The organism is Sphingomonas faeni, from assembly GCF_030817315.1.
Taxonomy (GTDB): domain Bacteria; phylum Pseudomonadota; class Alphaproteobacteria; order Sphingomonadales; family Sphingomonadaceae; genus Sphingomonas; species Sphingomonas faeni_C.
The window spans coordinates 1-25475 of record NZ_JAUSZF010000005.1 but is presented as its reverse complement, the minus strand read 5'-3'; the positions used below and the strand labels follow the sequence as shown (position 1 = coordinate 25475).

Here is a 25475-nt window from a genome sequence, read left to right as displayed (position 1 = left end):
TCTCGATTGAGATGGTATTTCGGTAATGGTCGAGCAGCAGCAAATTCGATCAGAGCTGAACGCCTTTGGCCGTCCAGGCTGCCATCTCGCCATCCGCTATGGTTAGCGATACGCGCCAGGTGTCGGTGTGCCGTAGGACATAGACATGCTCCCACTCGGCAACCGGAGCGTCGTCGGCGCCCATCATGCGATAGGCCACGCGCGCCTGAGCAACGCCCGGGAACAGCTCGTCGGCGGACAGCAGAGCGCCTTCCGGCCGCACGACGCCCTGGGCTCGATAAAAACCGAACAGCGTGGCGCAATGGTCGCGGAACGCGGATCGCGGCATAGCGAAGTTGCCGGTAGGGGTGGGGAACAGTCCAACCTCGTCCCATAGCTCGCTTAACGTGTCGGCGTCCTCGCGCGCGAAGGCATCGACGTAGCGGCCGAAGAAGTCTGTGATTTCGTCGTGAAAGGGCATGTCAGTCCTAGCAGGTGGTAGGGATGGTTGGCGGCGCTCGATCAAGCCGCGAGTGGCTGGACCAGGAGGACGTTCGCCTCCGCGAGTTGCGCCTTCACGATGTCGTTGAAGGCCATGGTGGGATTGGCCTCGGCGAGCATCCCGATCTTCATCCAGAACTCGGCCTGGGCGTTGATCGACCGGCACATAACGGCGCTAGCGCGGCGGGCTTCCTCGTGCAGCTCATCGTCGATCTTCACCAAACCCATCACCCAATCCTCACACCTATAATATACGTTCCGTATATGGATCATATATTCGAGGGTCAACAGGCGTTGGACCTACCGTGGCCCTGCCCGATGCCCGCTTTCCCGCAAAGGAAGGCTCAGAGAGACAAAAATTACCCATTAGACATGGAAAACGGGACGCTCCGCAAACGAGGGTTTGCGTGACGATCGCTGGTCCTGTTCGATCGTGGGCGATCCATGTCACGCAACCCGTCACCCGATCTATGCGCCGCAAAGGCTTAGGCTTAGGCTTAGGCTTAGCGTACGATTCCGAACATCCTCTCACCGGTCCCCTTCCTCGCTTGGCTCACTGCCTGCACCCCCGTGGATATTCCAGTTGTCCACACTGTTCGCGACAAGGCTGAACCAAGGGGCCATCGGCGTGTCCCCCTACCCTCGCGCGTGCGCATAGCGATCGCGTTCCCCCTGGGGGCCCAGAAATTGATAAGCGACTAATCATCTTTACGACTAAGCGGCTAAGCTATATAAGTCGCTTAACCGCTTAGTAGGAGCAGCAGCTATGCAGGTATGGGCCGTGATCGCGCAAAAGGGCGGTCAATCCAAGACCACCCTCTCCACGGGATTTGCCGTTGAGGCCGCACGCGAAGGTGCATCCGTTGTAATTCTCGATGCCGACGACCGGCAGGGCTCGGCGCTCTACTGGTCGGAGCGTCGGGGCGAGGAAGATGTGACCGTGAAAGACAGCAGCGTCGCAGGTCTACCGCTCCACGTCTCGCGTGGCCGAGGCAGCGGCAAAATTGATCTTATCATCATCGACACGCCGGCAAACTCTAAGGACATCGCCATGCTCGCAGCAGAGCAGGCGGATTTCGTCATCATCCCGGTCGCTCCACGCGGGCTGGATGTTCATTCGGTTTTACAGACCGTCAAGCAGGTGCAGCAGGCCGGCACCCCGTTCGCGGTTATCCTGACCCAAGTTCCACATCAGGGTGGGGAGGGGCAGGAGGCCCATGCCGGCTTCGTCGCCAAGGGCGTGACAGTGTTCGACAGCCGGCTTCATTTCCGCAAAGATTTCTACAAAGCTACACCGCTGGGACGCACCGCTGCCGAGACCGACCCCGGCGGCAAAGCAGCAGCCGAACTGCAAGCCGCTTATGTAGAAGCTAAGCGACTAAGCGGATATACGACTAAGCTAGTAAGCGAGGTGGCATGATGGCCCGGAAGCCTTCCGCTCTTTCCAGCATCTTCGATGACGAACCTGGGGATTCAACACCTGTACCTATCCCCGTTGCCGACGTGGTTCCCGAACCGCCGCAGGCGGCAAAGTCGCGACGTCCGGCAAATGTGTCGGCGGCGGTGTCTGCACCGGCGCGCCGCAGCAGCCATCCCGGCAAGAAGCCGGTACTGATCCACATCCCCGAAGATATGCACCGTGCGTTGCGTCAACTCAGCGTCGAAGAGGGTGGGGAACCGCTCACCGTCGTTACCGAGCGCTTGCTCCGTCAGTATCTGGTCAAGCGGGGCCATACCAGGTTTGCACCATGAGCAAGCGGCGCGATCCTAGTCCCGAGTTTGACCTGTTCATCCCGGCGCTAGGCGATCTGTCGCTTCGCGACCAGCGAGAGGTCATGGAGAGACCATTCTTCTCGCTTCAGAAGCGTAAGCGTCTAAAGCCGATCGAATACCGCAGCCCGGACGGCGAGGCGTGGGTGCGTGTGCAGGCGATCCCTGATTATGGCATGGCAACCATATGGGATGCCGATATTCTGATATGGGCTGCATCCACGCTAAACCGTATGAAACAGCAGGGTCTGAACGACCTACCGCGCACGCTGACGACGACGCCCTACGACCTTTTGCGGGCTATCAAACGCGGCACGGGCGGCAGGGACTATCAGGAACTGCAAGCAGCACTGCTCCGTCTGCAGACCACTTCCATCACGACCTCGATCCGCGCAACGAAGCGGCGGCAGAAGGCTGGCTTTAACTGGCTCGATAGCTGGACGTTCGACACTGACGTTGAGACCGAGCAACCTCGGGGTATGACCTTGACCCTATCGGACTGGGTTTACGAGGGGATCGTCAACGAGAAATCGTTGCTGACTATGCACCCTGATTATTTCCTCCTGTCCGGGGGGCTGGAACGGGCGCTGTACCGCATCGCGCGTAAGCATGTCGGATCGCAACAAGGCGGATGGTTATGCCGGATAGAGGTGCTGCGTGACAAAACCGGCAGCGATGCCCAACCCAAGGAGTTCAACCGGATGCTCCGGCGGGTGATCGAGGCCGATCAACTCCCTGACTATATGATGGAACCAGCAGAAACGGCCGATAAAAGCCCGGCTGTCATGTTCAGACGTCGTGGTGAAGCCGAAGCGATGGCCCTCGCTGAACGAACGCGGGCCGAGGAAGATCGACGCGCTCGCTTTGATGCTGATCGCCGGCGTACCGAGCAGGTAGACGCAAAAATGGATCATCTCTCAGGTCGGCGGTGACTATCGGGGTATCACCCACCGCCAATAAAATTGTCGGGGTATCACCCACCAAAAGGATCAACTGCGAGAAGTCAGGCTACTTGGTCTAAGTTCGATATGCCGGCCAGCCTGTGGATAACCAACCCGAAAACCGTTTTCCCAGGCGATGGGCCTCGGGGTTTCACCCACTATTGCTTCGGGGGATCACCCACCATGCTATCGGGGGATCACCCACCGAATCACGGGGTATCACCCACCAGGCCAGTCTGTAAGCCATTCTAATCACAGCGAAGATTTCGCTTTGTGATAGCCTTAACCTTCTTAACAGTTCATATTTAACAGAATCTCTAAAGCCAAACCGAGGACCAAGCCGAGAGAAAACGAAACTGGTGGGATTGATCCTGAGGAACAATGTACGTTTGCTTCGTCTCGGCTGACGCCGTCACAAGGCGACCGATGAGCCGCAAACTTGGCGGAAGGCACGGTGGATGCCGGTGTGTGCCTGCATCGTTTCACAGGAAGAAGAACCGACGAACATCCGTTCAATACGGTCCACATAGTCCATACGGAAAGCTGCGTACTTTTCTTAATCTGGCTTGTGGGTGAGCCGGCGAGGACGCCGCGGTGAACTCGCATTTTGGTCCATAGATGCTGCGATGAGCTCTTCGGTGGAGAAGCCTTCGAAGGGCTTGAGATCAGCCGAGCGAGTAATAGCAGCTACGAAGCGAGCGACTAGTTCGGCAAGCTCGGGTTCGGAGCGGGCAGCGTTCAGAAGTGCACCGCCCAGGATGATCTTGCGGCGTGTGTCGGCTCGTCTGGAGTGATCAACGGCGAGACGTTTTAGGCGTTGAGAGAGGGCCTGAGCGCGTTCGATCTTGCGCTCCACAATTTCGACCTCACGGAGCAGTTTGGCGAGTTTGGGATCGGATGTTGGGGGCTGTGCCATGGTGGATCCTTGCCAAAATACGGGCCGGGTGTAGACAGAGCAAATGACAGAAGGAAGTAGAGAAAGCGCAAAGATGCAAACTCTACGAGTTTGCCGCCCCATTGGGGCGTTTGCGGCAGGGTGGTCCCTGCACCCCAGCGGCCTGATGGTCCGCACAGGGCTTCGCGCCCCGTACCCCGGCAAGGGGGCTACGCGACCCCCCTGCACCCCTTGCGATAGTCGTCGTTTGTCATGACTACCGTCACCGCCATGCCCCATGTCCGCACCAGCCCCGTGCAGCGCAGCCGGGGTGACAGTGCGGTGGCGGCTGCCGCCTATCGGCACGGTGAACGGTTCACCGACGAGCGCACTGGTGAGATCCATGACTTCCGGGCGCGGGGCGGCGTCGAGGATGGGTTCATCGTCACGCCGGAGGGGGCCGAATGGGCCCAGGACCGCTCGGTACTGTGGAATGCCGCTGAACACGCCGAACGGCGGAGTAACTCGCAGACGGCCCGCGAGTATATCGTTGGCTTACCCCATGAGCTGAACAAGGAAGAGCGGCGCGAGGTTGCCGAGCAGTTCGCCCGCGAGCTCGTCCAACGCTACCGGGTCGCTGTCGACGTGGCCTTGCACACACCAAGCCCGGACGGCGATCAGCGCAACTGGCACATGCATGTGCTGACAACGACGCGGACGGTCGACCCCGACGGGTTCGGGCAGAAAACCCGCGAGCTGGACGACCAAAAACAGGGTCCCAAGGAGATATTGGCGCTGCGCGAACGCCTCGCCCAGATCCAGAACGATGCGCTGGAACTGGCGCAGGTCGAACGGCGGGTCGATCACCGTAGCCATGCCGAGCGGGGCATCGCACAGGAACCTCAGAAGGAGCATTTCGGGCGTGAGATCACGGCCGAGCGCCGTGCGGTTGCGCAGGAGATGGCGCAGATCCGCGACGAGCTGCAGGAGATGGGGATTGGCGCGGGGACGCCGCGGAGCGACGATCCCCGCATGCAGGCCCGCGACGCGGCCAGCGCGATCGACAACTGGGTGGAGCAAGCGCGTGTGCTGGCGCAGCAGATGCGCGAGCAGGTCCGCCACCAGGTCGAGCGCGCCGCTCAGGTGGCGCGTGAGGTGGTGCAGGGCATTGGCCAGAAGGTCGGGCAGGTGCTCGGTAGCGTTCAGGAGCGCTTCGAGCGGATCAATCGCGAGCGTGAGGCCGAAGGGTCTTCACAGGCGGGCAGGGAGGCTGTGTCAGACAGATTCAGGCGCATCGAGCAGGAAAGGGCGGCCCAACCGCCAGATGCGCCCCTGACGGCCGCTGAGCGGCTCGCACGGGCCGAGCAGGTCGGTCAGGCTAGCGGACCGCAGCGCGCGGTCGGAGAAAGAAGCGATTTGTCTGCGCGGGGTGAAAAGCCAAGCGCGGTGTCAGGCGAGGCACCTAAGCCACGCGGCCAGCGTGAGTGATCATCGGCGCGGGCGAGGCGGCACCCACAGGTAGGTCGGCAGCACTGAGTCCACTTCGGCGAATTTGACGACGCCGCAACGGGTGGGAAGGTTCTGGATCTCGCTTGGCAAAAACAGTTCGCGTTTGACGTGTTGCTCCGACGTCGAGGTACTTTGCGTAACCTTACCGGCGGTGCGCGACCGCGAGGTGGCATAGCGCACCTCGCGGTATTCGGTCATGCCGAGGTCGTCCGATATGCGTCTGGCGAGGCCGGCGCTGCTGCAGCGGAAATAGACCTTGTTCGAGAACGTGCTGAAGATCGTATCGGCGTCGTAGACGCCGTAGGTCGATTTCAGCTGGGCATCGTCCTGGATGATGCCGACCCCGCAAATGTCATATTTGCGCAGGCGCGCGCCGAGCTTCGACAGATTGGGGATGAGGCCCATCGAGTTCAGCTCGTCGATGATGATCCAGGTGCGGTGCCCGCCGGGCTTGCCACCTGCATCACGACGTTCGGTTGCAGCGTTGATCATGATGTCGATCCAGCTTGCGATCGCGGGCTGGCAGACTGCCGCTTCCAGATCGGTGTAAGGCAGCCAGAGCCAGCGGCGTTCATCGCTGGCATTCATGTAGCTGCGGACCGAAAAGTTGCCGTCAGGCCCGCGTTTCCAGGCCGACAGACTTTCATTGATGTTGTTGCGCACGCTGTTGAGATATTCCTCGCCGCCTTCGCCGAGCGCGATGGCGGCAGGCGTGCCCTCGAGCAGCTCGAGCAACTGGTCGGTCGACCAGACCGTGGCGATCTCGAGCAGCTTACGGTTGTCGGCTGCGCTCCCAACCGCCTCGCACAGCGAGGTCATGAAATCCTGAGCTTTGCGCTGCCAGGTGCCGGCCGGGCCGTTCTGCGCCGGGATCATCGATTTGATCAGCGAGCCCCATTCGGTCTCATTCCGAACCTCGTTGCGCAGCGACCAACCGACCGACTGTGGATCGACGGGTGACAGGATCAGATCGTCAGGACTGCGAAAGCCAGGGCTCAGGTCGTAACCGGCATCGACGCAGATCACGCGGTCGCCCCGGCGCCTGAGATCGGTGAGCAGTTCGCGCAGCGCCACGGTCTTGCCCGTACCGGGCGAGGCGGCGATGAGGGTGTGCAGGGTTTCGCTCGAATAGGGCATCGGGATGCCTGCCATCCGCACCAGGCCTGCATCAACGCCGGCCGCAGCAATCTTCATGACTGCAGCGTCGCCGCGCGCGGTTGCTCGCGAGATCTGGCGGGGTTGAACCTTGGCGTCCTTGCGTACCGCTCGGATGTGACGGCCTGACGGCCCGCGCAGGCGTAAGCCGATGCTGCTCGCGATTGCCGCGAGTTTGCCGTGCGATGTCTCTATTTCCCGGACAACGAGTGCCCGAACGAACCGGGCGGCGTCCTCACGCTCGACGAGCTTCGAGCCGCGTTCGTGATGGCGTTCGGTACGGGTTTCGGGTTGGGCGGCGCGAACGGCTGCCACGACCAGGCTGAACGCGACCGCTACGCCGGCGAGCCCGCTGGCAACGAGGCGAGGGGCCAGGGCATGGGTTATGTCGTATCCGTGCCACCACAAGGCGGTCTGCGACCAGAAGAGGTGCGCATAGCCGAGCCAGCCGTCCGCGTTGGCGTAGTTTAACCAGGCGAAGGTCGAGGCGAAGGGGTTCTGCTGTGTGGTCCACCACCACGGTGGCACCGGGTTCGCCGGCGCATAGCCAAGCCGCGATATGCCGCAGACCAACGGAAAGACCAGGGTCGGCGTGCCGAGCAGCGCGACGAGCGCGAAGCAGGTCAGGCCGATCTTTTGAGCCCTGGTCATGTGTCAGCGTTGTCGTCGAACGTGCCCCAGTCGGCGAGACCGCCGGGCAACCAGTTGGGTCTGACTGCAGCTGGCACGCATCCAACGCTTGGCCATCCCACCACGGAGATCCGCTTGCCGCGAGCAAGCGGTGCGCTCAGTTCAACGCGGTTGAACATCTCTTTGCTATATTGGGATGGCGGCATGTATGTATAGAAGGTGATAGCCGGTAGTTTTTTGGCGAAGAACCAGCGTCGTGTCGTCCATGGGCTTACTTGCTGGCGCAAGAACTCTTCGATGAGAATCTCGCACGCGTTGATGGCGCTCATAGAGCGCCTGGCATTTTGTATTGCGACATGTAGGCCGTTGTCCACTTCATCAATTGTGTAGTGGGCATGGATGTCAGATGCGGTCCGATAATTATGTGCGGGAATAGTGACTTCCCACGTTTTGCAGTTCGCGAACTTAAGGAACGGCAAAAACCTATCGGCTTGCGATAGATCGAGCATGTTGCGCTCGATGGTCTCCATCTCCAGCCGTTTGCTGTGGATCCGATACGCTGCTTTTATGAGCTGCCGGACGTCGCTGAACGCATGCAGATCGGGGAGACTCACCGGATTGATTGAACAAAATGTCTGGTTCAGCCATGCCATTGCATCCTCGAAGGTGCGGTGCTGGTAGGTATCCAGGCAGAGCATACAAAGCTGGTGCGCGGCTTCCCATTCCACCTCGGCCTCGGCCAGGTCGGTCCGCTCTGTGTCGGTGAGATCCGGCAGACGACCCATTAGACTGGCTTTCACCGCCCACGCCGCTTCCCGGCGAGCGTTTGCGTCGTCGTGCAGTTGCTCCCAGTCTGGGTGATAGTCAGGGTTGGGCTTTGCCGGCGGGTGAGGTGGCGGCGCGGAGGCGTTCGTCGTGTGCATTGAGAGTCCTATGCGCTTCGTTGAGGACAAGGGATTTGATGACGCTGACAGGATCGCTGCCAGACAGAGCCATGAAGCGGTCAAGCAGAAGCTTTTCTGTGAAATCCAGCGGGATGGCCGGAATGCAGTGGTGGTAGGATGCGCTATTGGATATGCCCGACTCTACGAAATGGCGGATGACATCGGAGGCAGTTTCGCCAGCATCTATGCGGCGTTGGATGACGTCATCATCCCGATACTTAAAGCGAGCATGTCGTGGCCCGCCAAGGTATTCGTCCCGTTCCTTGGTCATGGCCGATTATTTGCCGTCGGCGGAGGGCTTTCAACCGCTAACTTGTATACAGAGCGTCAATACCGCCGAGCGGCGGGGGTGGGCGCATCCAAGGACGCGGGAGGCGATGACGATCGCAGCATTGAAGAAGTTGGCGGAGCTGATGCTCAGCGCTGTTGCCCGGGTTTTTTGTGTCTCACCGTTCGGTTTTGACACGAGTGATTTAACCGGCTTGCGACATCTCGGCGATGGTAAGCGTGGTCGGCAGACCGCAGATTACGCGGCTTGCGCCACTCGCTCTGCGGTTTGCGCGGACCAGTTCCAGGGCATGAGTTCGTCCCATCGCGCGGCCGGCCAATCCGCTGCGATCTTCCCAGTGACGTCGGCGATGTAGGTCTGCGGGTCGACGCCGTTGGCCTTGCAGGTCTGGATGACGGTGTAGATCGCCGCGGCGCGCTCGCCGCCCGTTTTCGAACCAGCGAACAGCCAGTTTCGCCGTCCGACGGCAACGCCGCGCAACGCGCGTTCGGCGATGTTGTTGTCGATCTCCAGGCGCCCGTCATCGAGGAAGCGACACAGTGCGAGCCATCGCTTCGTGCCATAGGCGATAGCCTTGGCCATGTCGGACTTCGGCGACAGCCGGCGCAGTGCTGCGTCCAGTGCCTCGCGCAGCGCATCGACCAGAGGCTTCGTCCGGTTCTGCCGCGCCGCCAGCCGCACGTCAGGCGGCCTGCCGCGGACCTCGGCCTCTATGCTGTACAAGGCACCGATGCGTTCAAGAATGTCGGTGGTCAGCGGCGTAGCAACCCGCTCGTGCAGGTCGAACACCTTGCGCCTGAAATGGGCCCAGCACGCGACTTCGGTGACGCCGCTTCGATAGAGCCCGTCGTAACCGGCATAGGCGTCGGCCTGGAGGAAGCCTCGAAATCCGGCGAGATGGGCTTGCGGATGTGCACCGGTACGGTCGGTCGTGAAGCGATACCATGTCGCTGGCGGAGCCGTATTACCGGAGGCGCGGTCATCGACTGCATAGACCCATAGCCGCCCGGTCGCGGTGCGTCCGCGGCCTGGGTCGAGCACCGGGACTGGCGTGTCGTCCGCGTGGATTTTGTCGCCTTTCAGCACTTCCTCGCGGATGCGACTGACGATGGGGTCAAGCAGCGCGGCTGCCTGACCGACCCAGCCCGCCAGCGTCGAGCGGTCGATGTCCAAGCCTTGGGCCGCCATCATCTCGGACTGCCGATAAAGCGGCAGGTGATGTTCGAACTTCGAGACGACGACATGGGCCAGCGTTGCGAATGTCGCCTTTCCGCGTGCGACTGCCTTCACCGGGGCAACTGCCTGGACGATCTTCTCACAAGTCCGGCAGCTGTATTTCGGTCGGATGTTCCGCACCACGCGCCAGTGCACCGGCAGGACGTCGAGCATCTCATGGGCGTCCTGCCCGAGACGGCGTAGCGCACCGCCGCAGTCCGGGCATGTGCAGGCGCCGGAGGCGGGTTCGTGGACGACCTCCTCGCGTGGCAGGTGGTCGGGCAACGCACGGACTGGTGCCGGTCGCCCGGGCGTGTCTGACAAGGCCGCGCCGGTCTCCGGTACTGCGCTCTCGGTTTCCAGTTCCTCAAGTGCGAGTTCGAGCTGGGCGATCTCGCGCGTCAACTTCTCAGAGGATGCGCCAAACTGCATCCGCCGCAGCCGAGCGATCTGTCCACGCAGTGTCTCGATGAGCAGGTCGCGGGCGGCGAGTGCTGCATTGGCTCGGGCGAGCGAGGCCTCCAGCACGGCGATCCGCGCCTCGGCATCAGATGGGGCAAGAGAGGCTTGCGACACCTCATTTTCATAGCAGTTCGCCCACTCTCACACGAGCAAAAATGGCGGAAAAGCTGTGTTTTTAGCCCGCCAATGTTGGTGACCACGTCCGCTCGGGACGACGCCAGTCGATGCCTTCCAAAAGCATCGACACCTGCGCCGACGTCAGCGCCACTGTGCCGGTTGCGGTCACCGGCCAGACAAAACGCCCCCGGTCCATCCGCTTCGAAAACAGGCAGAGTCCCTGACCGTCGAACCACAGCAATTTGATCAGGTCGCCCCGCTTGCCGCGGAACGCGAACAGCGCACCGGAATGTGGTTTCTCCCGGAGCACCTGCTGCACCAATACCGCCAGGCCATCAAAGCCCTTGCGCATGTCGGTGACGCCGCACGCCAGGAATATCCGCCTCGATGTCGGCTGCGGGATCATCGTGCCAGCACGCCGATCACGCGCGACAGCGCCTCGGCGTCGACCGTGCCGTCGACGGTCAGTCGCACACCCGAAGGCAGCTCGATGCCGATCTGCCCCGCGGTCCGGGCGTCCGCTGGCGCCTCGACGGGCGGCGCCGGCAGCATCATGGGCGGCTCGCTGATTTGGACTTCGGCAAATGCGGTCTGAGGCCGGGCCGGCACTCCGCTCAGTGCACCCGACATCGCCTGGCGCCGCCAGGTGTAGATCGCGCCGCTGCCGACCTCGTGACGCTCGACCGCCGCCCGGACCGATCCATCCGGCCCAAACGCATCGCGCAGGATCGCCAGCTTCTCCTCGACCGTCCAGCGGCGCCGGCCCGACACCCGCCCGACAATCTCGATACGACCACTCATACGACCGGTCGTATGACTACTCGCTACATCTGCAGCTGGTTCGATAGTCTCGTCCGACATCACGGCCCCGTTCAAAGAGCTGCCATCAACCCGTTGAACGCTCCGCCTACAAGGCGGCCCTCAGACCGCGCTTACCGGCGATGCGCGCGACTGCGGATTTCAAATCGAGGCGGTGCACCGCTTCACCAAGATCTGCTGCGTCGCCAGAGTGAACAACGAAGCGATCCTCGATGTTGAGCGCCGCGCAGCCATTGTAGAAGCCCCTTTTGGCCTTCTGGTTGGGCCCGACCTTAAACTCGATCGCAACAAGGCGGCCTTTCTGAGAAGGGAAGTCTAGGATCAGATCGATCTCGTCCTCACCGTTGTCTCCCAGTTCTCGGTAGAATTGGGCACCGCACCGTCCTCCCGCAGCAAGGATCAGCGCTTCCGTTGCGTAGCTTTCAAAACTTCCCCCAATAGCTTGGTTCGCTCGAAGCTGAGTTGATGTCTCGATACCAAGCGAGGCGTGGAGAAGGCCGGTGTCCCGGACGAAAAGTTTTTGATTCCGGTCCATGCTGGCGCTGCTGCCAGCCGGGTAGTTGGGCAAGCGCCGAACGAGGCCAAGGAGTTCCAGCACATAGACGGCGGATTTTAATTCCTGCCGTTTCGCGAACCCGCAACTGTTCTCGTTGAGTTCCGCGCTATTTTGGTTTGCGAGCCAACGAAACATGTCACCCATAGGAAAGGCACGCTCGACTCCCCACTCCGTATAGTCTCGCGCTAAAAGCCCATCGAGCATGCCACGACGCCATATCAAGCTATCTTGGTCGTCATGGGCCAGCAGGCTGCCGGGAAAGCCGCCCCGCAGCCAATGACGGTTGGGGTCCGCAGCCTGGGCGGGCGCAGGGATTGCAGTAAGCGGTGCCGCCTCAACAGGACCAGCTGCCAATTGCTGCTGCCCGATCTCGATGGCAAGCTCCTCTATACGGAGCGGGGCAATCTCAACTGAACCAACAACACCAGGTAACGTCGTGCGTAGTCGCTCGGCGGTGACAAGATCGCTGGGAGCTACGACCAAGCGAGTGCGAGATTTCGTATCCTCGGCCGTACGAACAATACCAATGATCTGGTCGATCGCTCGAGCATCAACATGATCGAGAATAAAAATGCCTGCCTCGAGTCTAACGTCTTCCACTAGGCAGCGCATCGCGTCGGCACGCCGATTTTTCCAATCTTCTAAAAACGAGGAACGACCGACGCGCGGCAGTCCTCTCAAGATCGTAACGTCGCTCCGCTCAACCGCGGCGTCGAGCTGGATAAAGGCAGACTCGCGTCGCATCATGTCGGACGCGTCAGGTCCAGAACAACAATCTCTGTCCGTCCTTCGCGCGTTGTCACACTCTGAATAGCTAGAGCATTCCGCAATTGCCCAGCAGTTTCAGGTGTACCGATGTCAAAAGGAGACTTTTTGGGTTTTTTCCCAGTTGTTAGGCCGAACCACAGGACGAGATAAATTCCGCGTTCTGCGCGCCAGTCGTTCGTATAGAGAAGGTCAAGCTGTCTGTCCGCCGCGGTCCATAGGTCTTTATGCCACTGACCCTTGATCTCGATTGGCACCATGATTCCGGGAAGTGTGCACTCGATGTCGCACCTCTTGTCATCCGCGAGATGGCCTTCTGGTGCGGCTTGGATCCCGAACGGAAGGTCTCCAAACATTTTCAAGATTGTGTCTCGGCAATCTTCTTCGCCCTTGGGCGTGCCATTCTCGAGAAAAAAGTCTTTGTACCAGTCACGCGGGTCGCCGGTAACCTTTGCCTGCACCTGCTTAAGTTCTTCAAGTATCACCGCCTGAAGCTGCGGTGCGGTAGTGGGCGCCCGGTCGGTGACGGCAGAGGCGAAGGTCGCAATGTCGGGGGCGACCCAATCCGCCTCGACTCTTTTACGCTTTTGCTCCGCCAACGCGATCCGCAGATGTTCAGTGTAGCCATCCTTCGGCGCATCGCGCAGCGCGAGCAGAGCAGCGGTTGCATTTGGCCCAGTTTCACTACCAAGCCGATTGATTAATACCACGAGGTATTCGGTCGCATCCCAGTTGTTGGTATCTCCCGTCGTGCCACCGGTCGGTCGGTGGGCATAAGGGAATATTGGTCGGAAAGTTTCAATTGCCCAAGCGAGTTGATCAACACCCAACGAGGTGATCGAAGGTGTCCTGCTGCGGTGGCCTAGTCGGGCACGTAAGTTCCAGAATAGTTCCTTACCGACCGGGCCGGCCAAGTCCAGTCGAGCGCGCGTCGTATCAAAAGCTAGGATAATCCCGACCGCGTCCCATGTAAGGCGTCGCTGGTCGGAGAGCGGCTCGGCGAGATGTTGAGGTAGAAGTGCAAGGATAGCCTCTGAACCGGCGTGGTTCGTTAAAAGATGATCGATGAGCTCGATTTCCGCGTTCTCCGACATTTGAGGGAATCTCGCTAGCCACTCGGCCCCCAGCCGGTCCGCCAATGCCGCATCTTCTTCGCTTCGTAGAAAGCCGTACAGTCCGCTGACATGCTTAAGGCTCGCGGCGAACTGCGGCTCGAAGAAAAGCCGGAGCGTTGATTCCCATTGATCCCGGAAACGTAATTCTCGAGAAAGCTGCTTATCGAGGTCGCCGATACCGGCATGGTCATCGATCCGGCTTTGGGAAAGTTCGATGTATCCTGCCATCAGGCGCTCGTCGGTGAGGTCATCAAATCCCCGAACGGTGCGCATACGTTCGGCAAGCGCAGCAACGATGATATAGGCGGCTTCCCACCGTCGGCCTTCAGCATGGCTTATCGCGATTTCAGTTGCCGACGGTGTTGGCGGCTGTTGCGTGAGGAAAGCCTCGAACCCTGCCAAAGCAGCGTCCTTCAGCTCGGGGCCAAGCCACTCCTCAATGCGCGCTGGGCCATCCTTGGCCGCATCACCCATGTCGAAAAAGAGTTTTAGGTAGGCTTTCGCGGGGTTGACTATGTTTCCATAATCGCCGGCGCGCATCGCGTCGATGTGAGCACCGAATTCTGCTCGGTGGCGTTCCCAATTGGCTATCCGCTCGGCGGTCTGCTCGCGCTCCCGCTGCTCTTGCTCAATTTGCCAGTCCGGCGTCTGTGGGACGGCAAGTTCGGCAAGCCACGCGTTGGCTTCGTCGTCGCCAGCGGCGAACCGTTCCGCTGCGGCCCTGACCTTCGTGCCCTGCTCGGGGCCGTGCCCAGACAGTTCGACAAGCTCACGCCAGCGCGGATCGCCGAGCTCGATCTGGTCTAAGAGCCAGAGCAAATCGTCCTCGTCTGGTCTAAGACCGGACGCAGGCACGAGCATCCGCCAGGAGCGCTGCCAAAGGTTTTTATCGTCTTTCAGATCCAGCAGCACATGGCGCTGGACTGAGTGGCGAAGGTCATCGTTTGCCGCGAACGCTTTAGAAATGGCTTGGCGCGTCTCGCGCTGTGACCCAAGGCTAGCGTCGAAAGGACGTAGCCATGACCAGAGCTGCTTTGCGTCGGGGGATGGACCTTCCAACCGCCTCGCGAGCAGCGCGAAGGCAAGATCCGTGATCGCGTCATTGCTCCGACGCTCGTTCCGATCACCTAGCGAGTCCGCGAACGCGACGACGCCGTCAAGGAGGGGAGCTAGTCGGTCGATGGGGAATTTTCGCTCCAGACCGAAGAACACGCCAACCGTGCTGTCCACCCGGACGAAATTTGCGCGGATCATGTCAAGGACGAGCGCATTGTCAAATTGCGCATAGCCAAGCTCACTCATCAGCTCGCTGGCAAGGCGGACGCTGTTTTCTCCCGCCTCATTGATGAGCTTACGGACGATCAGAGGCCAATCGATCGCGCCCTGAATCTCAACTAGCCTATCACCGGCTTCGCTTCTGAGCGCGAAGATTGAATCTCCATCAAGAAGCAGAGTCAGTAATTCGTTATTTAACAGCGGGGCAAGGTCGGAGCCCTTGAGGGCCTGGAGGACAAGTAGGCGAAGCCCGAATTCCACGTTCGCATCACGCACGACGTCTCGGATCTCGGCGAGCATCCCCGGCTGTACTAGGCCACCTGCTCGGTAGTCCGACCAGTCCCGGAACCGTGGATTCTCCTTCGAAAGCTCGAACAGCGCAAGCAGCAAGGCGCGACCCTGCGGTGCTGTGAGGGTGTCCGCATCGCCATATTCGATGACACCCATAGGATCCGACGTGATGATCCTGTCGGCTAGGGTCGGCGAATGCCAAGCAAGCCAAGCATGAATGCCACGTAAGTTTGCAGGGACCAACGAGTGATTGTTGAGCAACTCGAGTACTCGTCGTTGTTTGCGCGGCGTGTCAGCCTGTTCGGCCAGCCAACGCGCGCCAAGAAATTCACCAATTGCTCGATGCGCATAGGTAAACCGATCGGGCGCCCGCGCCTCGAAAAGTCGGGAATCGAGCACATCGCTTAACCGCGCCGCGGCCGGCAACGCTGAAGCTTCGGCAAGTGGTGCGTCGAAATTAGCGGGCGGGGTCTCTCGGGAAAGAGCTTCCTTGCCAGCAAAAATAAGGGTCGCGAAGCCAGCGCCAGCAGCTTCGAGCACGTCTTTTTCGGGCAATGTTGCCAACGGAGTAGCGGACTTCTCATTGCGATGTTCAATGCGTAACAGCTTGATCGCATCCGCAAAAAGCTGTCCCTTTGAGTCAGGGAGCCATCCTTGCGCTGCCACCTTTGCGACGAGTTCCAAAGTCTGCGGATTGCGCCACAGGCCGCTCAGCCCCCGAGCTTCAAGGTGCACGATTGCCTTTTCGGCCACCTCGTTGCCGATCGAATGCGCCAGATATTCAATCGCATTATCTCGGTCTAATGGGTCAAGATGCAGCTCGAGCGGCGCATGATCATAGATGTCGGCGATGCCTTGGAGGGCGGTTGCGCTGCGCCAGTCGGTGACTCGGCACGAGAGGATAAAGCGAGGTAAGCCGAGTTCTGCGAGACGGCGCAGTACGAGGTCTACGGCATCACCCTCGCGCTGAGCCGAAACTTCGTCGAGAGCGTCGATGACCAAGGTAGTGGCATCGCCAATCAGTAGCTTCGGATCGGGCATGATGATGAGCTTGCGTGCACTGCACAGCGCGTAGCCATCAACATCCTGGAGTTGCGACAGTAGGGTGGATTTACCCATACCTGCCTCGCCGAGGACAACAAGCGACCGATTTTCGGTTTTTAGAAATTCCTGACCGACGATTTGGCGGCTGCGAAGATCGACATACCAAAGTTGACGACGGAGAAGGGGCTTGCTCATGCAGCGCAACTTGCAGATTTCCGTACGTCTATCCAAGCCATTCAATAACTAAATCGACTGAGATCACTTTCGTTGTAAGGCTGGAGGGAGCCACGCTCCAAGAGCCGTTTCCATAAAGAAAATCGGCTAAATCATTGAAGGGGGAGCTGAATGCCGGACCATGTGTGTAAGGATTGTGTCGGTGATCCGATCGTCAGCGCTGAGATCGCAGCGGGCGGCTCACGGCACATGTGCATGGTTTGCAATCGGCGGCGTACGAAAACCTTTTCGCTCGAAGCACTCGCTGATCGCATTGATCCAATCTATCTGAATTTGGTTGGCATCGCAGATGAGGACGTCAGGATCCGCAACGGAGAGGTTACCTTCGGTCCGGTAGGGGACCATCCAAGCCAAATCCTGATCAACATGCTACAGGTTGACGACGACATTGTGGGTCAGCGATTGGCCGCGATCCTTTCGCAGCGGCATGACTTCAATTTCCAGGAGGGCGAGATTGATGTCTATGATGAGACGTCGGACGATTTCGCAATCCGGGAGCCGACAGGCAGCGATTTACATGAAAGCTGGGATCGATTCTGCGATCAATTGAAACATCGCCGCCGGTTCTTTCTACAAGAAGGCAAAAAGGTTCTCGACGAGCTGCTTGGACCGATCGTGCGAGGCGAGTGGCCGCCAAATGGCGTGATCCGAACGATTGGGCCGAACAGTGACATCACGCATGTTTTTCGCGGCCGTAAAGCGAACGATGAGGCGCAACAAAAGACGATTTTCGGGAACCGGCTAAAGCAGCTTGCCGCCCCCGAACCTGGATTGGCAGGCGCGGGGCGAATGAACGCCGCCGGTATAGGTTTGTTTTACGGAGCGCTTGATCAAGACACGTGTGTCGCGGAATTGCGTACTCCTGTGGGCGGGGGCGCAATTGTCGGCCGCTTCGAGATTGTCCGACCACTGCGCGTCCTTGACCTGACGATGCTTGACCTTGCCTATGAAGATCTGAGCTATTTCTCGCAGAACTATATTCAACGGCGAAGCTACGGCGGTTTTATGCGAGGCTTCCACCAAGAGGTCCGCCGAGCCGTAATCCCTGGCCGAGAGAATCTTGACTATCTTCCGACGCAAGTCGTCGCTGAATATCTCTGGTCGGAAGCCGATCCGGTGCTCGACGGGATCATCTTCGAGTCGGCACAAATTTCGAATGGCCGAAATAATCTGGTTTTGTTTCCTCATGCGTCGCTGGTGGAAGGGGTAGAACAAGAGGCCAAGCGCGGCATCGAGTTCGTATCTTACAGCAGTTTACGAGATCCTGAAGATGAGGATGAGGAGCCCGAGGACCACGTCTTTTTCAAGCAGCTACCGGAGCAGGCGGATCCAGCAGCGCCGGGAATGGCTAAGAATGACGACGACTTTTTTGCTGCCATCTTGGGGGCTGCACACCGACCTGCTCCTGCTCTCGAGACTGCCTTGCGCCTCGGTCCTCAGGGTGTGCTGCGGATCACGGTGAACTCAATTCAGTATGATAATAAATCAACTCCCGTTCGCTTTAGTGACTGGACCGAGCCAGGTTTTTAAATGCGGCTTGGGCAGGATAGGTGAAATTTGGGGGAAGCTGCATAATGGAAGTTTTAATGGGAATAGCGCCGGAAGACGAAGGAAAAGGGGAGATCGTCCCGCCACCGCCGCGTAGCTGGCTTAATTGGCAGGCGCATCGCGAAAAATCTGGAGCGATCCAGATCTCCGAGCTCCGGCTCTACTCAGACGCAGAGTTCATTGCTGAGGCCTACGATTTCGGGCCCTATAGTTTCCTGAACGCGCTAGCCCATACACGTGCAAACGTGCGTAGCCTAAAACCTGGCATCGTGCTGCGCGCCGAGTGGCTGCTGAAGGCCGATATGCGCGTCCCATTCCACACCAACGATAATCATTATCATGGCGGAGACATATTTGACGAAGTGGCGGCCCTCGTCTCATTGTTGCTCGACGCACGGATTATGGCCGGTCCGGTTGATCGCGAGTTCAAGCCTGGAGAAGATCCGCTTGGCAGACCGCGCGGTTACGACGCGACCTATTTACCACTGCTTCCAATTTCACAAAGGGCGCCGCAGCTTCCGCACCTGCACGGGATGCGCGATCTGCGCAGCCTTGCCGATTTTGCGACGCTGCCATTGCTAACGCCGGATGGAGCAGCTGCCTTGATAAAAGCTGCACGCCTTTTCCAAAATGCGCTTTGGGTCGCGGATTCCACACCCGAGAATGCTTGGTTGTTGCTCGTTTCGTCAATCGAGACCGCCGCTAACCATTGGGATGGCGATCAGCGTTCGCCTGAAGAGCGATTTGCCCTTTCCTACCAAGGTGTGATCAATCTTTTACACAAAGCTGGTGCCGGGGCCACGGTCCCTAAGGTTGCTAGGGCGTTCAGAGGTGTCGTGGGTGCAACTGCAAAATTTGTCGGCTCTACAAGGCCGAGGTCTGCAAAATTTGTCGGTGCTAGGGCGTTCAGAGGTGTCGTGGGTGCAACTGCAAAATTTGTCGGTTTCATGGAGACGTTCGCCCCCGGTGCTCCAGAAAAGCGTCCGACATTCGGGAAGTTTAACTTTTCCAGTGAACCTCTGACTGCGGCGTACAAGCGTATCTATGCGCTCCGGTCGCGCGCTCTCCATGGCGGTGTCCCATTCCCGTATCCGATGTGTATCCCGCCGGAGCGCTATGATGATGGGCCCTATTCCGAGATTCCGGGCGGGCTTGCCTGCTCCGCGATGGGCGCCACCTGGAGCAGTGATGACACGCCAATGCTTCTCCACACGTTCGCCTATTTGGCACGTGGCGCGCTCCTCGCTTGGTGGCACACGCTCGTGCCGACAGATGCTACGCGCGCTGACCCACCCTTCACCGAAATACTATCGGTGCGTCCCGTTGCGGACCGCTTCTGCCCGTTTCCATTAACGACGCCTACTCATCCCGATGAGACAGTTGGCTAGCGTCGCGCTAATAGCTGCCTAAACCCCTTAATAGGAGCGACTGTCTTGTGCAGTAGGGTAAAGTAATCACAATATTGGCAGACTCACGAACATAACTCAAATTTGCCAACCGAACAAAAAGTCAGATCTGGACTGAGAGCTGCCAATTCATAGATTTGGTACGGGCCAATATTTCCGAGACCGATGTAATCAAGATCTCGTTAGTAATCTTGTTAAATAAGGCAATGCGATGCCTGATGCCGAGCTGCTCTGCCGCTGTAATTTCGTTCTCTGTGATAGCGAAAAAGAAGCCGCTGAAGCCGGGTTTTACGCGCGGCTGGTTGGACGTCTTGATTTCTACAAAGGTAATCTCGGCAAGACTCGCTCGGACCTGATCTCGATCTGCCATACTAATGAGGCGGGGGAGCGCGAGTGCGTCAAAGCTCGAAGGCTTGATGACGATTCCAGTAGAAGCCAGCTCCTCAAGGAGCATGACTAAATCAGGACCGCGTGGACGAGGAATCCAGCGATCCATTGCGACTATTGCCTGTTGCTCACCCGCAGCTCCCCCTTCATTGGCGAACCTTGCCAGATGGGCGCGCTTAGCAGTGATCACCTCTAATGGGGTCATTGACATAGAAGGGCGGGTCAAGATCTAAGAGAAGTGTAAAACTTTTTAGGAGCACCGGGGGTGGGCTCGTATTTAAAACAGTCCGGGAAGTCATCAATGGCTTGCATGACGCCAAGCAGAGCTGGAGCGGAGAATGACTGAGCCTGTCCAGTCGACCAATGCGATAGGAAATTGCTGATAATCATCGCGGAATGCATTTGCAGCGCGCTCTCCTGAACTGGATCGAGCACAAGCAGGCCTGCTGCCTTGTACAGTTTTACGGCTGTTTCAATGGCGCCAAGGTACTCGCCGGGCGTACGTCTATCGTCACTAAAAGCGATATCAAGCGGGACCGGTATACGACACCGATCAATTACAGTGTGTAGAGTATATTCCAAATACTGGCGGATTCTCGGTGCAGCATCATCAACTCGTCCAACCTGCAAGAGTTCTAGCGTGTTTTCTCTAACCTTATTTACCGCACCGGACTGTAAAAGAATTGCGGTTTGCGCAGTGCCTTCTATCCGCTGATGGGACCATTCTGGCGTACTAGAATGTTTGTTGAATAGTTTTTCCAGTAGCGTGTCATGGCTCAGTAGAATAACCTGAGGACCGTCTGCCGTTACGGGACGAGAAAACCTAGTTCGGATAACCTCTATAAGATGATGCTGATGACCCGCGTCAAAGCTTGAAGTTATATCATCAAGAACGATGAAGCGTGGAGCCCCGCCGTACAATGATGCCGCTGCTAGATATACGGATACGGCAAATCCGTTCCGGTAGCTTTCGGACAACAAGGCCTGTGCAGAAAGATCCTTTAGTCCCCAAAACTCCGCAAGGCCGATGCTTAGATCCTCACTACCTTTCGGCTTTTTAAGTGTTGGTACAACGGGGCTGTACATTATATAACGAAACAACTCCTGACATAGAGGCTCAATTTTCGCGAGACGAGCCGCGGCCATATCGGACTCTGCGTCCGCAAACATCGTTGCGGTACTATCGAGAAACTTCTTTAACCGCTTAACCTTGGACGCGTAATCCGTCTCAATATTCTCTTCTGATTGAGCCTCTTCGAGCACATTCCAATTGCTTTGAAGGCGGCGGGCTGTTTCTACCGCTGTAGTCACAATAACAAGCGACTGCGGCAATTGTCGTTCGAGACTCAGGCGTTCCTGGGCAAGGGCGTCGATTGCTACGGTTGCCCTCTCGCGCAATAGTTTGACGTGTTGCGCCAATTCAAGGGCTTCGGTGCTTTCTAGAGTGCCAGTTTCCCCTGCTTTTGAGAGCTGGCGTATGCGTGGAGCCTCGCCTTCTGTTAACGTCAGTGCCTCGAGATCAGTCAGTTCTGCCCAGCCCTTTGAGGCCCATTCGGTCGCCACGGCGATGGTAGCCGTTTCAGCCGCATCGTACTGGCCCAATTTTGTCCGTACGTTCTCTAAAACCGAGTTTCCATCGTCGTTCTCACATGTGGGGCAGACGTTAGGCGAAGGCCAGGAGTCGCCGGTCATGACCTGTTCGCTCAAGCGGTATAGCTTACGTAAGAGATCTCCGGTTGTGTTTGTAAGTGCATCGGTCCGGGCTACCGCAAGGGAGTTAAGCAGAGACATATCCGCTTCCGTTGGCAAAGCCTTGTTAGCCTCGGTCCATTTCGTCTGTTCGCGGATAATTGTGCCCAAGCGATCTCGCGTGGGACCATCCTCGGCTGTGCGAACCGCGCCTAGGCAAGCATCTACATCGATACTTATGAAAGGGCGTTCGGCGCAGTGGTCAACTAAGACTGGGATGCCGTGGAGAGCAGCGTGACAGCGGTCCTGTGCTTCGGGCGACGGTGTGCCTGCAACGAGTGGTTCTTTGACGAGTTCGGCATAATCGTTGCTTATAGCGGTTTTCGCCGTTGTCGCCGTGCGTTGGGCCGCCGCAAGTTTTGCGGCGTGGGCGCTGGTGTCAAAATGAGTGTTGAAGGCCCGGGTGTTACTGATTGCTTGAAGTTGCTGACGTAAACCTGAGTAGCGGGAGAGTCCGAGAAGGCCGGAAAAAGCCCGGCCACGGTCAAGGGCCTTGTCGTCTATGAAGCTCTGGAAAGACGGGGCGTCTAAGAGCACAAACTCTCGATCGAGTTCGGCAAGCAACGCTTGCGAGTCTACACCGACAGGTCCTGAGACGGTGCGCTTACCCTTATCATCCCGAGTAACTAATATTGGAACAGATTGCCCTCCGTTGTCCGGCTTAAGCGTTATCTTTACAGTACCAATCGTACCCGGATGGAAACGGTTAAGATAATAGTCCTGGGGTTTTTCGGTCTGTAGCAAACGATCTAGTTTAGCGATCTTGCCTCGAATAGCGAAGCTAAGTGCGTCGAATATTGAACTTTTACCAACGCCGTTTGGTGCCGATATCGAAGCGACGCAGTCAGGTTTGAACTTTAGTGATAGTGGTGAACCTTCGTTGTTGATTCCACGAAATCCCTCAATCTCTAATCTTTCCAGAAACCAGCGTACCGGGGCTGTTACGGGAGGCGCGATCAAAGGTAGTGGAATCTCACTATCTGAAGGGGCCGCATCCGACGCTACTTCGGCAGCAAATAACGAGTTCCAAAGCGCGGCCTTATCCTGTTGCTCGTCAGCAAGTGCATTCAGCGACGCTGATAAGACCGGTGCTGCGGCTGGATCCAGCTTCGCTAGCTCTATGGAGAATGCTGCGATATTTTGTTCAAAAGTGGCAGCGTCCCCAAAATTAAACTGTGGTGCTGCACCCATGAATATTCCCCCTCAGCAGCCAATTTGACTGTCACATGTGGCAGCGTAGAGGCGTTCGCCAGGAAGGGGAATAGGGCCTCCCGTAAACGGCGGTTTAGCGGAGGGTGCTAACGAGAAAATATGTTCGCATTACGTTCTCCACTATTGTCTCCGAAAACGCTCTCTTGTATGCCTCTCCCAAATCCGGTGTCGCCGGACGAGTTTTCGGAGGTCTGTTTTGCTGATCGGTTATGCGCGAGTTTCGACCCGAGATCAGAACCCCGCTTTGCAGCTCGAGGCGCTTAGTGCAGCCGGCTGCGAAAAGATATTTACTGAGAGAGCTTCGGGTGCACAGCGCGACCGCCCTGAGCTTCGTGCAGCGCTCGAGTTTTTAAGAGCTGGCGACGCATTAGTCGTTTGGAAACTAGATCGCCTAGCGCGGTCGGTCCGACAGCTCGTTGAAACCGCCGAGCTTCTCCAGACCCGGGAGATCGGTCTGAAGGTCATAACCCAGGCGATTGACACCGCCAGTCCAAGCGGGCGACTGACCTTTCATCTTCTAGCGGCAATAGCCGAGTTCGAGCGCGAGCTTACCCTCGAGCGCACGCATGCGGGTCTTCTTCAGGCGCGGGCGCTTGGCCGTCGCGGTGGCCGTAAGCCCGCAATGGGTGAGCCGGAGATACGGCGAGCTAAGGCAATGCTGTTAGATTCCTCCATTACAGTTGAAGAGGTTGCTCGGCAGATCGGCGTTCAGCCTTCAACGCTTTATCGCCATATCCCTGGTGGCCGTAGCTCGCTTCTAGAGCGTGCAGCATGACCGCGGTTCGTCTGTCTCAGAAGCACGCGGGTGCCTATTACACGCCGGATGCCGTTGTTGCCGCCTTAGTAAGTTGGGCTGTGCGTCGCGATGGTGATCGCCTGCTCGACCCAAGCTGTGGCGACGGCCGCTTCCTTGTAGAGCATCCCAACAGTGTGGGTATCGAACAGGATCCGTTATCAGCGCATACTGCAATCGAACGGGCCCCAGGCGCGCTTGTCCACGAAGGAGACTTTTTCCAGTGGGCGGAAGCGACCGGCGAGCGGTTCGAATGCGCAGCCGGCAATCCGCCTTTCATTCGCTACCATACGTTCAAAGGCGTAGTGAGAGCACGAGCTCAAGCTTTTTGCGCTGCCCAGGGCGCGGCGTTCAGCGGGCTTACCTCCTCTTGGGCTCCGTTCCTCGTCGCAACAGCGGCGCTGCTAAAGCCGGGCGGTCGTATGGCCTTCGTCGTACCTGCCGAGATCGGTCATGCGCCTTACGCATCTCCCCTGATTGAATATTTGGTAGCCCATTTTAAGCATGTGCAGATTGTTGCAGTTCGCGAAAAGCTGTTCCCCGGCCTCTCAGAAGACTGTTGGCTGCTCTACACAGATGGGTTTGGCGGTACGACCGACCACATAAAGTTCACAGTTTGCGATCGGTTTGAGGGGGCTACGCGCCCCCCCAGGCAGGCCGAGAAGGTAATGCTTGGCGAATGGCGGGATATCTGGAATCGGAGGTTACGGCCGTACTTGCTGCCGGCTGCAATTCGGAATGCGTATCGGTCGATCGCCGACGATACTGACAGTCATCGACTGAGCAGCTTCGCCAGTGTCGGCATTGGCTATGTCAGCGGCGACAATAGCTTCTTCCACCTACGCCCTTCGGAGGCGGCGCGCTGGAAAATTCCGGCGGCTTACCTCCATTCTACTGTGCGGACCGGACGAGTGCTTGCACAACGGCCGATCACTCCCAGCACGGTTGCCGCCTGGCACAAAGCTGACGATCCGGTTCTGCTCCTTCGTCTTCAGCGCGGCCAAGAACTCACGGCCTCAGTTCGGCGCTACTTGGATAGTAGCGCCGGTCAGGAAGCACGGCTGGGTTATAAATGTCGGAATCGTGAGCCTTGGTACGCAGTGCCCGACGTCCAAATTCCGGACTTCATGATGAGCTATATGGCAGGCCGGAATGCCAGCCTTGTTAAAAACTCGGCAGGGGTAACTTGCACCAACACCGTACACAGCGTGCGTGTGCGAGATCGAGCACTCGCAGAAAAGCTTTTACCGAACTGGGGATCACCCATCGCGCAGCTAAGCTGCGAGCTCGAGGGCCACCCGTTAGGTGGCGGCATGCTGAAGCTCGAGCCGCGAGAGGCAGGCCGCCTGCTATTTGCATCGCCAGCACTAGCTAAACGTGCCGAGGCGGTAGCGTTCGACGAGGGGGTCAGCATAATGCGGCGTTGGCGTCACTATGCGGATTAAGGTCGGCAGGGTTCGCGGAGTTCACGAACGAACGTCAAACCGCTAGACCTTCGCAATCGTTGAATATGAGGGCAGTTCGTGGTCGCAAAATTAACAGCAAAGGCTGAGGCCTGGATCATCTTCGATCGCATTGTCGCCCTTGCCGCACCAGAAGGGAAGCACAGCAATCCTTGGGTTCGTTGCGCCGCTGGGAAACCCCATTTCGAACCTGATTATGATACCCTTGAGCGGCTACTTGGCGTTCCCCTTTACTTAAAAGCAGGAACCCAATCGGGGGTGCCTGCCCTGGCCCTAGATGTGTGGCTAAGCTATGAACTTCGTCGCGCTGGTTTTAACGAAAACCAGGTATGGCCGAGACCGGTAAACCCACGCATTTATCCGGCTGCTGTGGCGGCACTGATCGAGTCCTTACCAAAAAAGTTAAAGGCCGACGTGCAAAACCGAGTTTTT

Annotated in this window: 22 protein-coding genes; 10 read left to right on the top strand and 12 right to left on the bottom strand. The window is 58.4% G+C overall.

Annotation, left to right across the window (positions count from 1 at the left end; translation table 11 throughout):
• Positions 1–49: 49 nt before the first annotated feature.
• Together QFZ54_RS20250 and QFZ54_RS20245 are read right to left on the bottom strand one after the other, a co-directional pair.
• Entirely contained in the window at positions 50–460 is a 411-nt protein-coding gene (locus QFZ54_RS20250; RefSeq protein WP_307090556.1) for a hypothetical protein, read from the bottom strand.
• Positions 461–501: 41 nt separating this feature from the next.
• Positions 502–708, bottom strand: coding sequence for a ParD-like family protein (locus QFZ54_RS20245; protein WP_307090555.1), 207 nt, complete (start codon positions 706–708; stop codon positions 502–504).
• Positions 709–1246: 538 nt separating this feature from the next.
• On the opposite strand from QFZ54_RS20245, the gene QFZ54_RS20240 reads away from it, so the two are divergent.
• The 3 genes from QFZ54_RS20240 to QFZ54_RS20230 are packed head-to-tail and all read left to right on the top strand — an operon-like array spanning position 1247 to position 3182.
• Positions 1247–1900, top strand: a complete 654-nt coding sequence (locus tag QFZ54_RS20240; RefSeq protein WP_307090553.1) for a ParA family protein — start codon at positions 1247–1249, stop codon at positions 1898–1900.
• The gene (locus tag QFZ54_RS20235) at positions 1897–2232 is read left to right on the top strand and encodes a hypothetical protein (RefSeq protein ID WP_307090552.1); all 336 of its coding nucleotides are present in this window, start codon (positions 1897–1899) and stop codon (positions 2230–2232) included. Before QFZ54_RS20240 ends, QFZ54_RS20235 begins: the two co-directional genes overlap by 4 nt.
• Positions 2229–3182 (top strand): replication initiator protein A, encoded by a 954-nt coding sequence (locus QFZ54_RS20230; protein ID WP_307090550.1) that lies wholly within the window; start codon positions 2229–2231, stop codon positions 3180–3182. The genes QFZ54_RS20235 and QFZ54_RS20230 overlap by 4 nt, the downstream gene beginning before the upstream one ends.
• 565 nt (positions 3183–3747) lie before the next feature.
• Here the strand turns inward: QFZ54_RS20230 and QFZ54_RS20225 are convergent.
• Positions 3748–4107 carry a hypothetical protein gene (locus QFZ54_RS20225; RefSeq protein WP_307090549.1) on the bottom strand — a complete coding sequence of 120 codons (360 nt, stop codon included), beginning with the start codon at positions 4105–4107 and terminating at the stop codon, positions 3748–3750.
• 231 nt (positions 4108–4338) lie between these two features.
• Between QFZ54_RS20225 and mobQ the strand changes: the two genes are divergently transcribed.
• Positions 4339–5553 carry a MobQ family relaxase gene (gene mobQ / locus QFZ54_RS20220; protein WP_307090548.1) on the top strand — a complete coding sequence of 405 codons (1215 nt, stop codon included), beginning with the start codon at positions 4339–4341 and terminating at the stop codon, positions 5551–5553.
• On the opposite strand, the gene QFZ54_RS20215 is transcribed toward mobQ, so the two are convergent.
• Positions 5554–7257 (bottom strand): type IV secretion system DNA-binding domain-containing protein, encoded by a 1704-nt coding sequence (locus QFZ54_RS20215; RefSeq protein ID WP_307090546.1) that lies wholly within the window; start codon positions 7255–7257, stop codon positions 5554–5556.
• Between the two features lie 119 nt (positions 7258–7376).
• A complete protein-coding gene (locus tag QFZ54_RS20210; protein WP_307090545.1) occupies positions 7377–8282 on the bottom strand; it encodes a hypothetical protein in 906 nt (301 codons plus the stop codon).
• Positions 8283–8292: 10 nt separating this feature from the next.
• On the opposite strand from QFZ54_RS20210, the gene QFZ54_RS20205 reads away from it, so the two are divergent.
• On the top strand, positions 8293–8766 hold the full coding sequence (locus tag QFZ54_RS20205) for a hypothetical protein (RefSeq protein ID WP_307090543.1): 474 nt from the start codon (positions 8293–8295) through the stop codon (positions 8764–8766).
• Between the two features lie 63 nt (positions 8767–8829).
• On the opposite strand, the gene tnpC is transcribed toward QFZ54_RS20205, so the two are convergent.
• From tnpC to QFZ54_RS20180, 5 genes are all read right to left on the bottom strand, one after another.
• Positions 8830–10383: an IS66 family transposase gene (gene tnpC, locus QFZ54_RS20200; RefSeq protein WP_307090542.1), complete on the bottom strand. Its 1554-nt coding sequence runs from the start codon at positions 10381–10383 to the stop codon at positions 8830–8832.
• Positions 10384–10444: 61 nt separating this feature from the next.
• Entirely contained in the window at positions 10445–10792 is a 348-nt protein-coding gene (tnpB, locus tag QFZ54_RS20195) for an IS66 family insertion sequence element accessory protein TnpB (protein ID WP_307090541.1), read from the bottom strand.
• Positions 10789–11187, bottom strand: a complete 399-nt coding sequence (tnpA, locus tag QFZ54_RS20190) for an IS66-like element accessory protein TnpA (protein ID WP_307090540.1) — start codon at positions 11185–11187, stop codon at positions 10789–10791. The genes tnpB and tnpA overlap by 4 nt, the downstream gene beginning before the upstream one ends.
• Before the next feature lie 106 nt (positions 11188–11293).
• Positions 11294–12508 carry a DUF4143 domain-containing protein gene (locus tag QFZ54_RS20185; protein WP_307090539.1) on the bottom strand — a complete coding sequence of 405 codons (1215 nt, stop codon included), beginning with the start codon at positions 12506–12508 and terminating at the stop codon, positions 11294–11296.
• Positions 12505–16446, bottom strand: coding sequence for an NACHT domain-containing protein (locus QFZ54_RS20180; RefSeq protein WP_307090538.1), 3942 nt, complete (start codon positions 16444–16446; stop codon positions 12505–12507). The genes QFZ54_RS20185 and QFZ54_RS20180 overlap by 4 nt, the downstream gene beginning before the upstream one ends.
• Positions 16447–16596: 150 nt before the next feature.
• Between QFZ54_RS20180 and QFZ54_RS20175 the strand changes: the two genes are divergently transcribed.
• Both QFZ54_RS20175 and QFZ54_RS20170 read left to right on the top strand, forming a co-directional pair.
• On the top strand, positions 16597–18015 hold the full coding sequence (locus tag QFZ54_RS20175) for an RES domain-containing protein (RefSeq protein ID WP_307090537.1): 1419 nt from the start codon (positions 16597–16599) through the stop codon (positions 18013–18015).
• Positions 18016–18059: 44 nt separating this feature from the next.
• Complete coding sequence (locus tag QFZ54_RS20170; RefSeq protein WP_307090536.1) at positions 18060–19421, top strand: hypothetical protein; 1362 nt, start codon at positions 18060–18062, stop codon at positions 19419–19421.
• Positions 19422–19542: 121 nt separating this feature from the next.
• Here QFZ54_RS20170 and QFZ54_RS20165 read toward each other — a convergent pair whose 3' ends face one another.
• Both QFZ54_RS20165 and QFZ54_RS20160 read right to left on the bottom strand, forming a co-directional pair.
• The gene (locus QFZ54_RS20165; protein WP_307090535.1) at positions 19543–20037 is read right to left on the bottom strand and encodes a hypothetical protein; all 495 of its coding nucleotides are present in this window, start codon (positions 20035–20037) and stop codon (positions 19543–19545) included.
• Between the two features lie 11 nt (positions 20038–20048).
• Positions 20049–22766 carry an ATP-binding protein gene (locus tag QFZ54_RS20160; RefSeq protein ID WP_307090534.1) on the bottom strand — a complete coding sequence of 906 codons (2718 nt, stop codon included), beginning with the start codon at positions 22764–22766 and terminating at the stop codon, positions 20049–20051.
• Between the two features lie 217 nt (positions 22767–22983).
• On the opposite strand from QFZ54_RS20160, the gene QFZ54_RS20155 reads away from it, so the two are divergent.
• The 3 genes from QFZ54_RS20155 to QFZ54_RS20145 form a co-directional block, all read left to right on the top strand.
• Entirely contained in the window at positions 22984–23562 is a 579-nt protein-coding gene (locus QFZ54_RS20155; protein WP_307090532.1) for a recombinase family protein, read from the top strand.
• Positions 23559–25025: an N-6 DNA methylase gene (locus QFZ54_RS20150; RefSeq protein ID WP_307090530.1), complete on the top strand. Its 1467-nt coding sequence runs from the start codon at positions 23559–23561 to the stop codon at positions 25023–25025. The genes QFZ54_RS20155 and QFZ54_RS20150 overlap by 4 nt, the downstream gene beginning before the upstream one ends.
• A 78-nt stretch (positions 25026–25103) precedes the next feature.
• Positions 25104–25475, top strand: a 372-nt coding sequence (locus QFZ54_RS20145) for a hypothetical protein (RefSeq protein ID WP_307090528.1), incomplete at its 3' end; no start/stop codon positions are given.

Coding starts and splice junctions, on each gene's coding strand:
- QFZ54_RS20210 (WP_307090545.1), bottom strand. CDS start 8,282: ATGCACACGACGAACGCCTCCGCGCCGCCACCTCACCCGCCGGCAAAG.
- QFZ54_RS20205 (WP_307090543.1), top strand. CDS start 8,293: ATGCGCTTCGTTGAGGACAAGGGATTTGATGACGCTGACAGGATCGCT.
- QFZ54_RS20225 (WP_307090549.1), bottom strand. CDS start 4,107: ATGGCACAGCCCCCAACATCCGATCCCAAACTCGCCAAACTGCTCCGT.
- QFZ54_RS20245 (WP_307090555.1), bottom strand. CDS start 708: ATGGGTTTGGTGAAGATCGACGATGAGCTGCACGAGGAAGCCCGCCGC.
- QFZ54_RS20170 (WP_307090536.1), top strand. CDS start 18,060: ATGGAAGTTTTAATGGGAATAGCGCCGGAAGACGAAGGAAAAGGGGAG.
- tnpB (WP_307090541.1), bottom strand. CDS start 10,792: ATGATCCCGCAGCCGACATCGAGGCGGATATTCCTGGCGTGCGGCGTC.
- QFZ54_RS20175 (WP_307090537.1), top strand. CDS start 16,597: ATGCCGGACCATGTGTGTAAGGATTGTGTCGGTGATCCGATCGTCAGC.
- QFZ54_RS20150 (WP_307090530.1), top strand. CDS start 23,559: ATGACCGCGGTTCGTCTGTCTCAGAAGCACGCGGGTGCCTATTACACG.
- QFZ54_RS20160 (WP_307090534.1), bottom strand. CDS start 22,766: ATGGGTGCAGCACCACAGTTTAATTTTGGGGACGCTGCCACTTTTGAA.
- QFZ54_RS20165 (WP_307090535.1), bottom strand. CDS start 20,037: ATGTCAATGACCCCATTAGAGGTGATCACTGCTAAGCGCGCCCATCTG.
- QFZ54_RS20185 (WP_307090539.1), bottom strand. CDS start 12,508: ATGATGCGACGCGAGTCTGCCTTTATCCAGCTCGACGCCGCGGTTGAG.
- QFZ54_RS20235 (WP_307090552.1), top strand. CDS start 1,897: ATGATGGCCCGGAAGCCTTCCGCTCTTTCCAGCATCTTCGATGACGAA.
- QFZ54_RS20230 (WP_307090550.1), top strand. CDS start 2,229: ATGAGCAAGCGGCGCGATCCTAGTCCCGAGTTTGACCTGTTCATCCCG.
- QFZ54_RS20180 (WP_307090538.1), bottom strand. CDS start 16,446: ATGAGCAAGCCCCTTCTCCGTCGTCAACTTTGGTATGTCGATCTTCGC.
- mobQ (WP_307090548.1), top strand. CDS start 4,339: ATGACTACCGTCACCGCCATGCCCCATGTCCGCACCAGCCCCGTGCAG.
- QFZ54_RS20240 (WP_307090553.1), top strand. CDS start 1,247: ATGCAGGTATGGGCCGTGATCGCGCAAAAGGGCGGTCAATCCAAGACC.
- tnpA (WP_307090540.1), bottom strand. CDS start 11,187: ATGAGTGGTCGTATCGAGATTGTCGGGCGGGTGTCGGGCCGGCGCCGC.
- QFZ54_RS20250 (WP_307090556.1), bottom strand. CDS start 460: ATGCCCTTTCACGACGAAATCACAGACTTCTTCGGCCGCTACGTCGAT.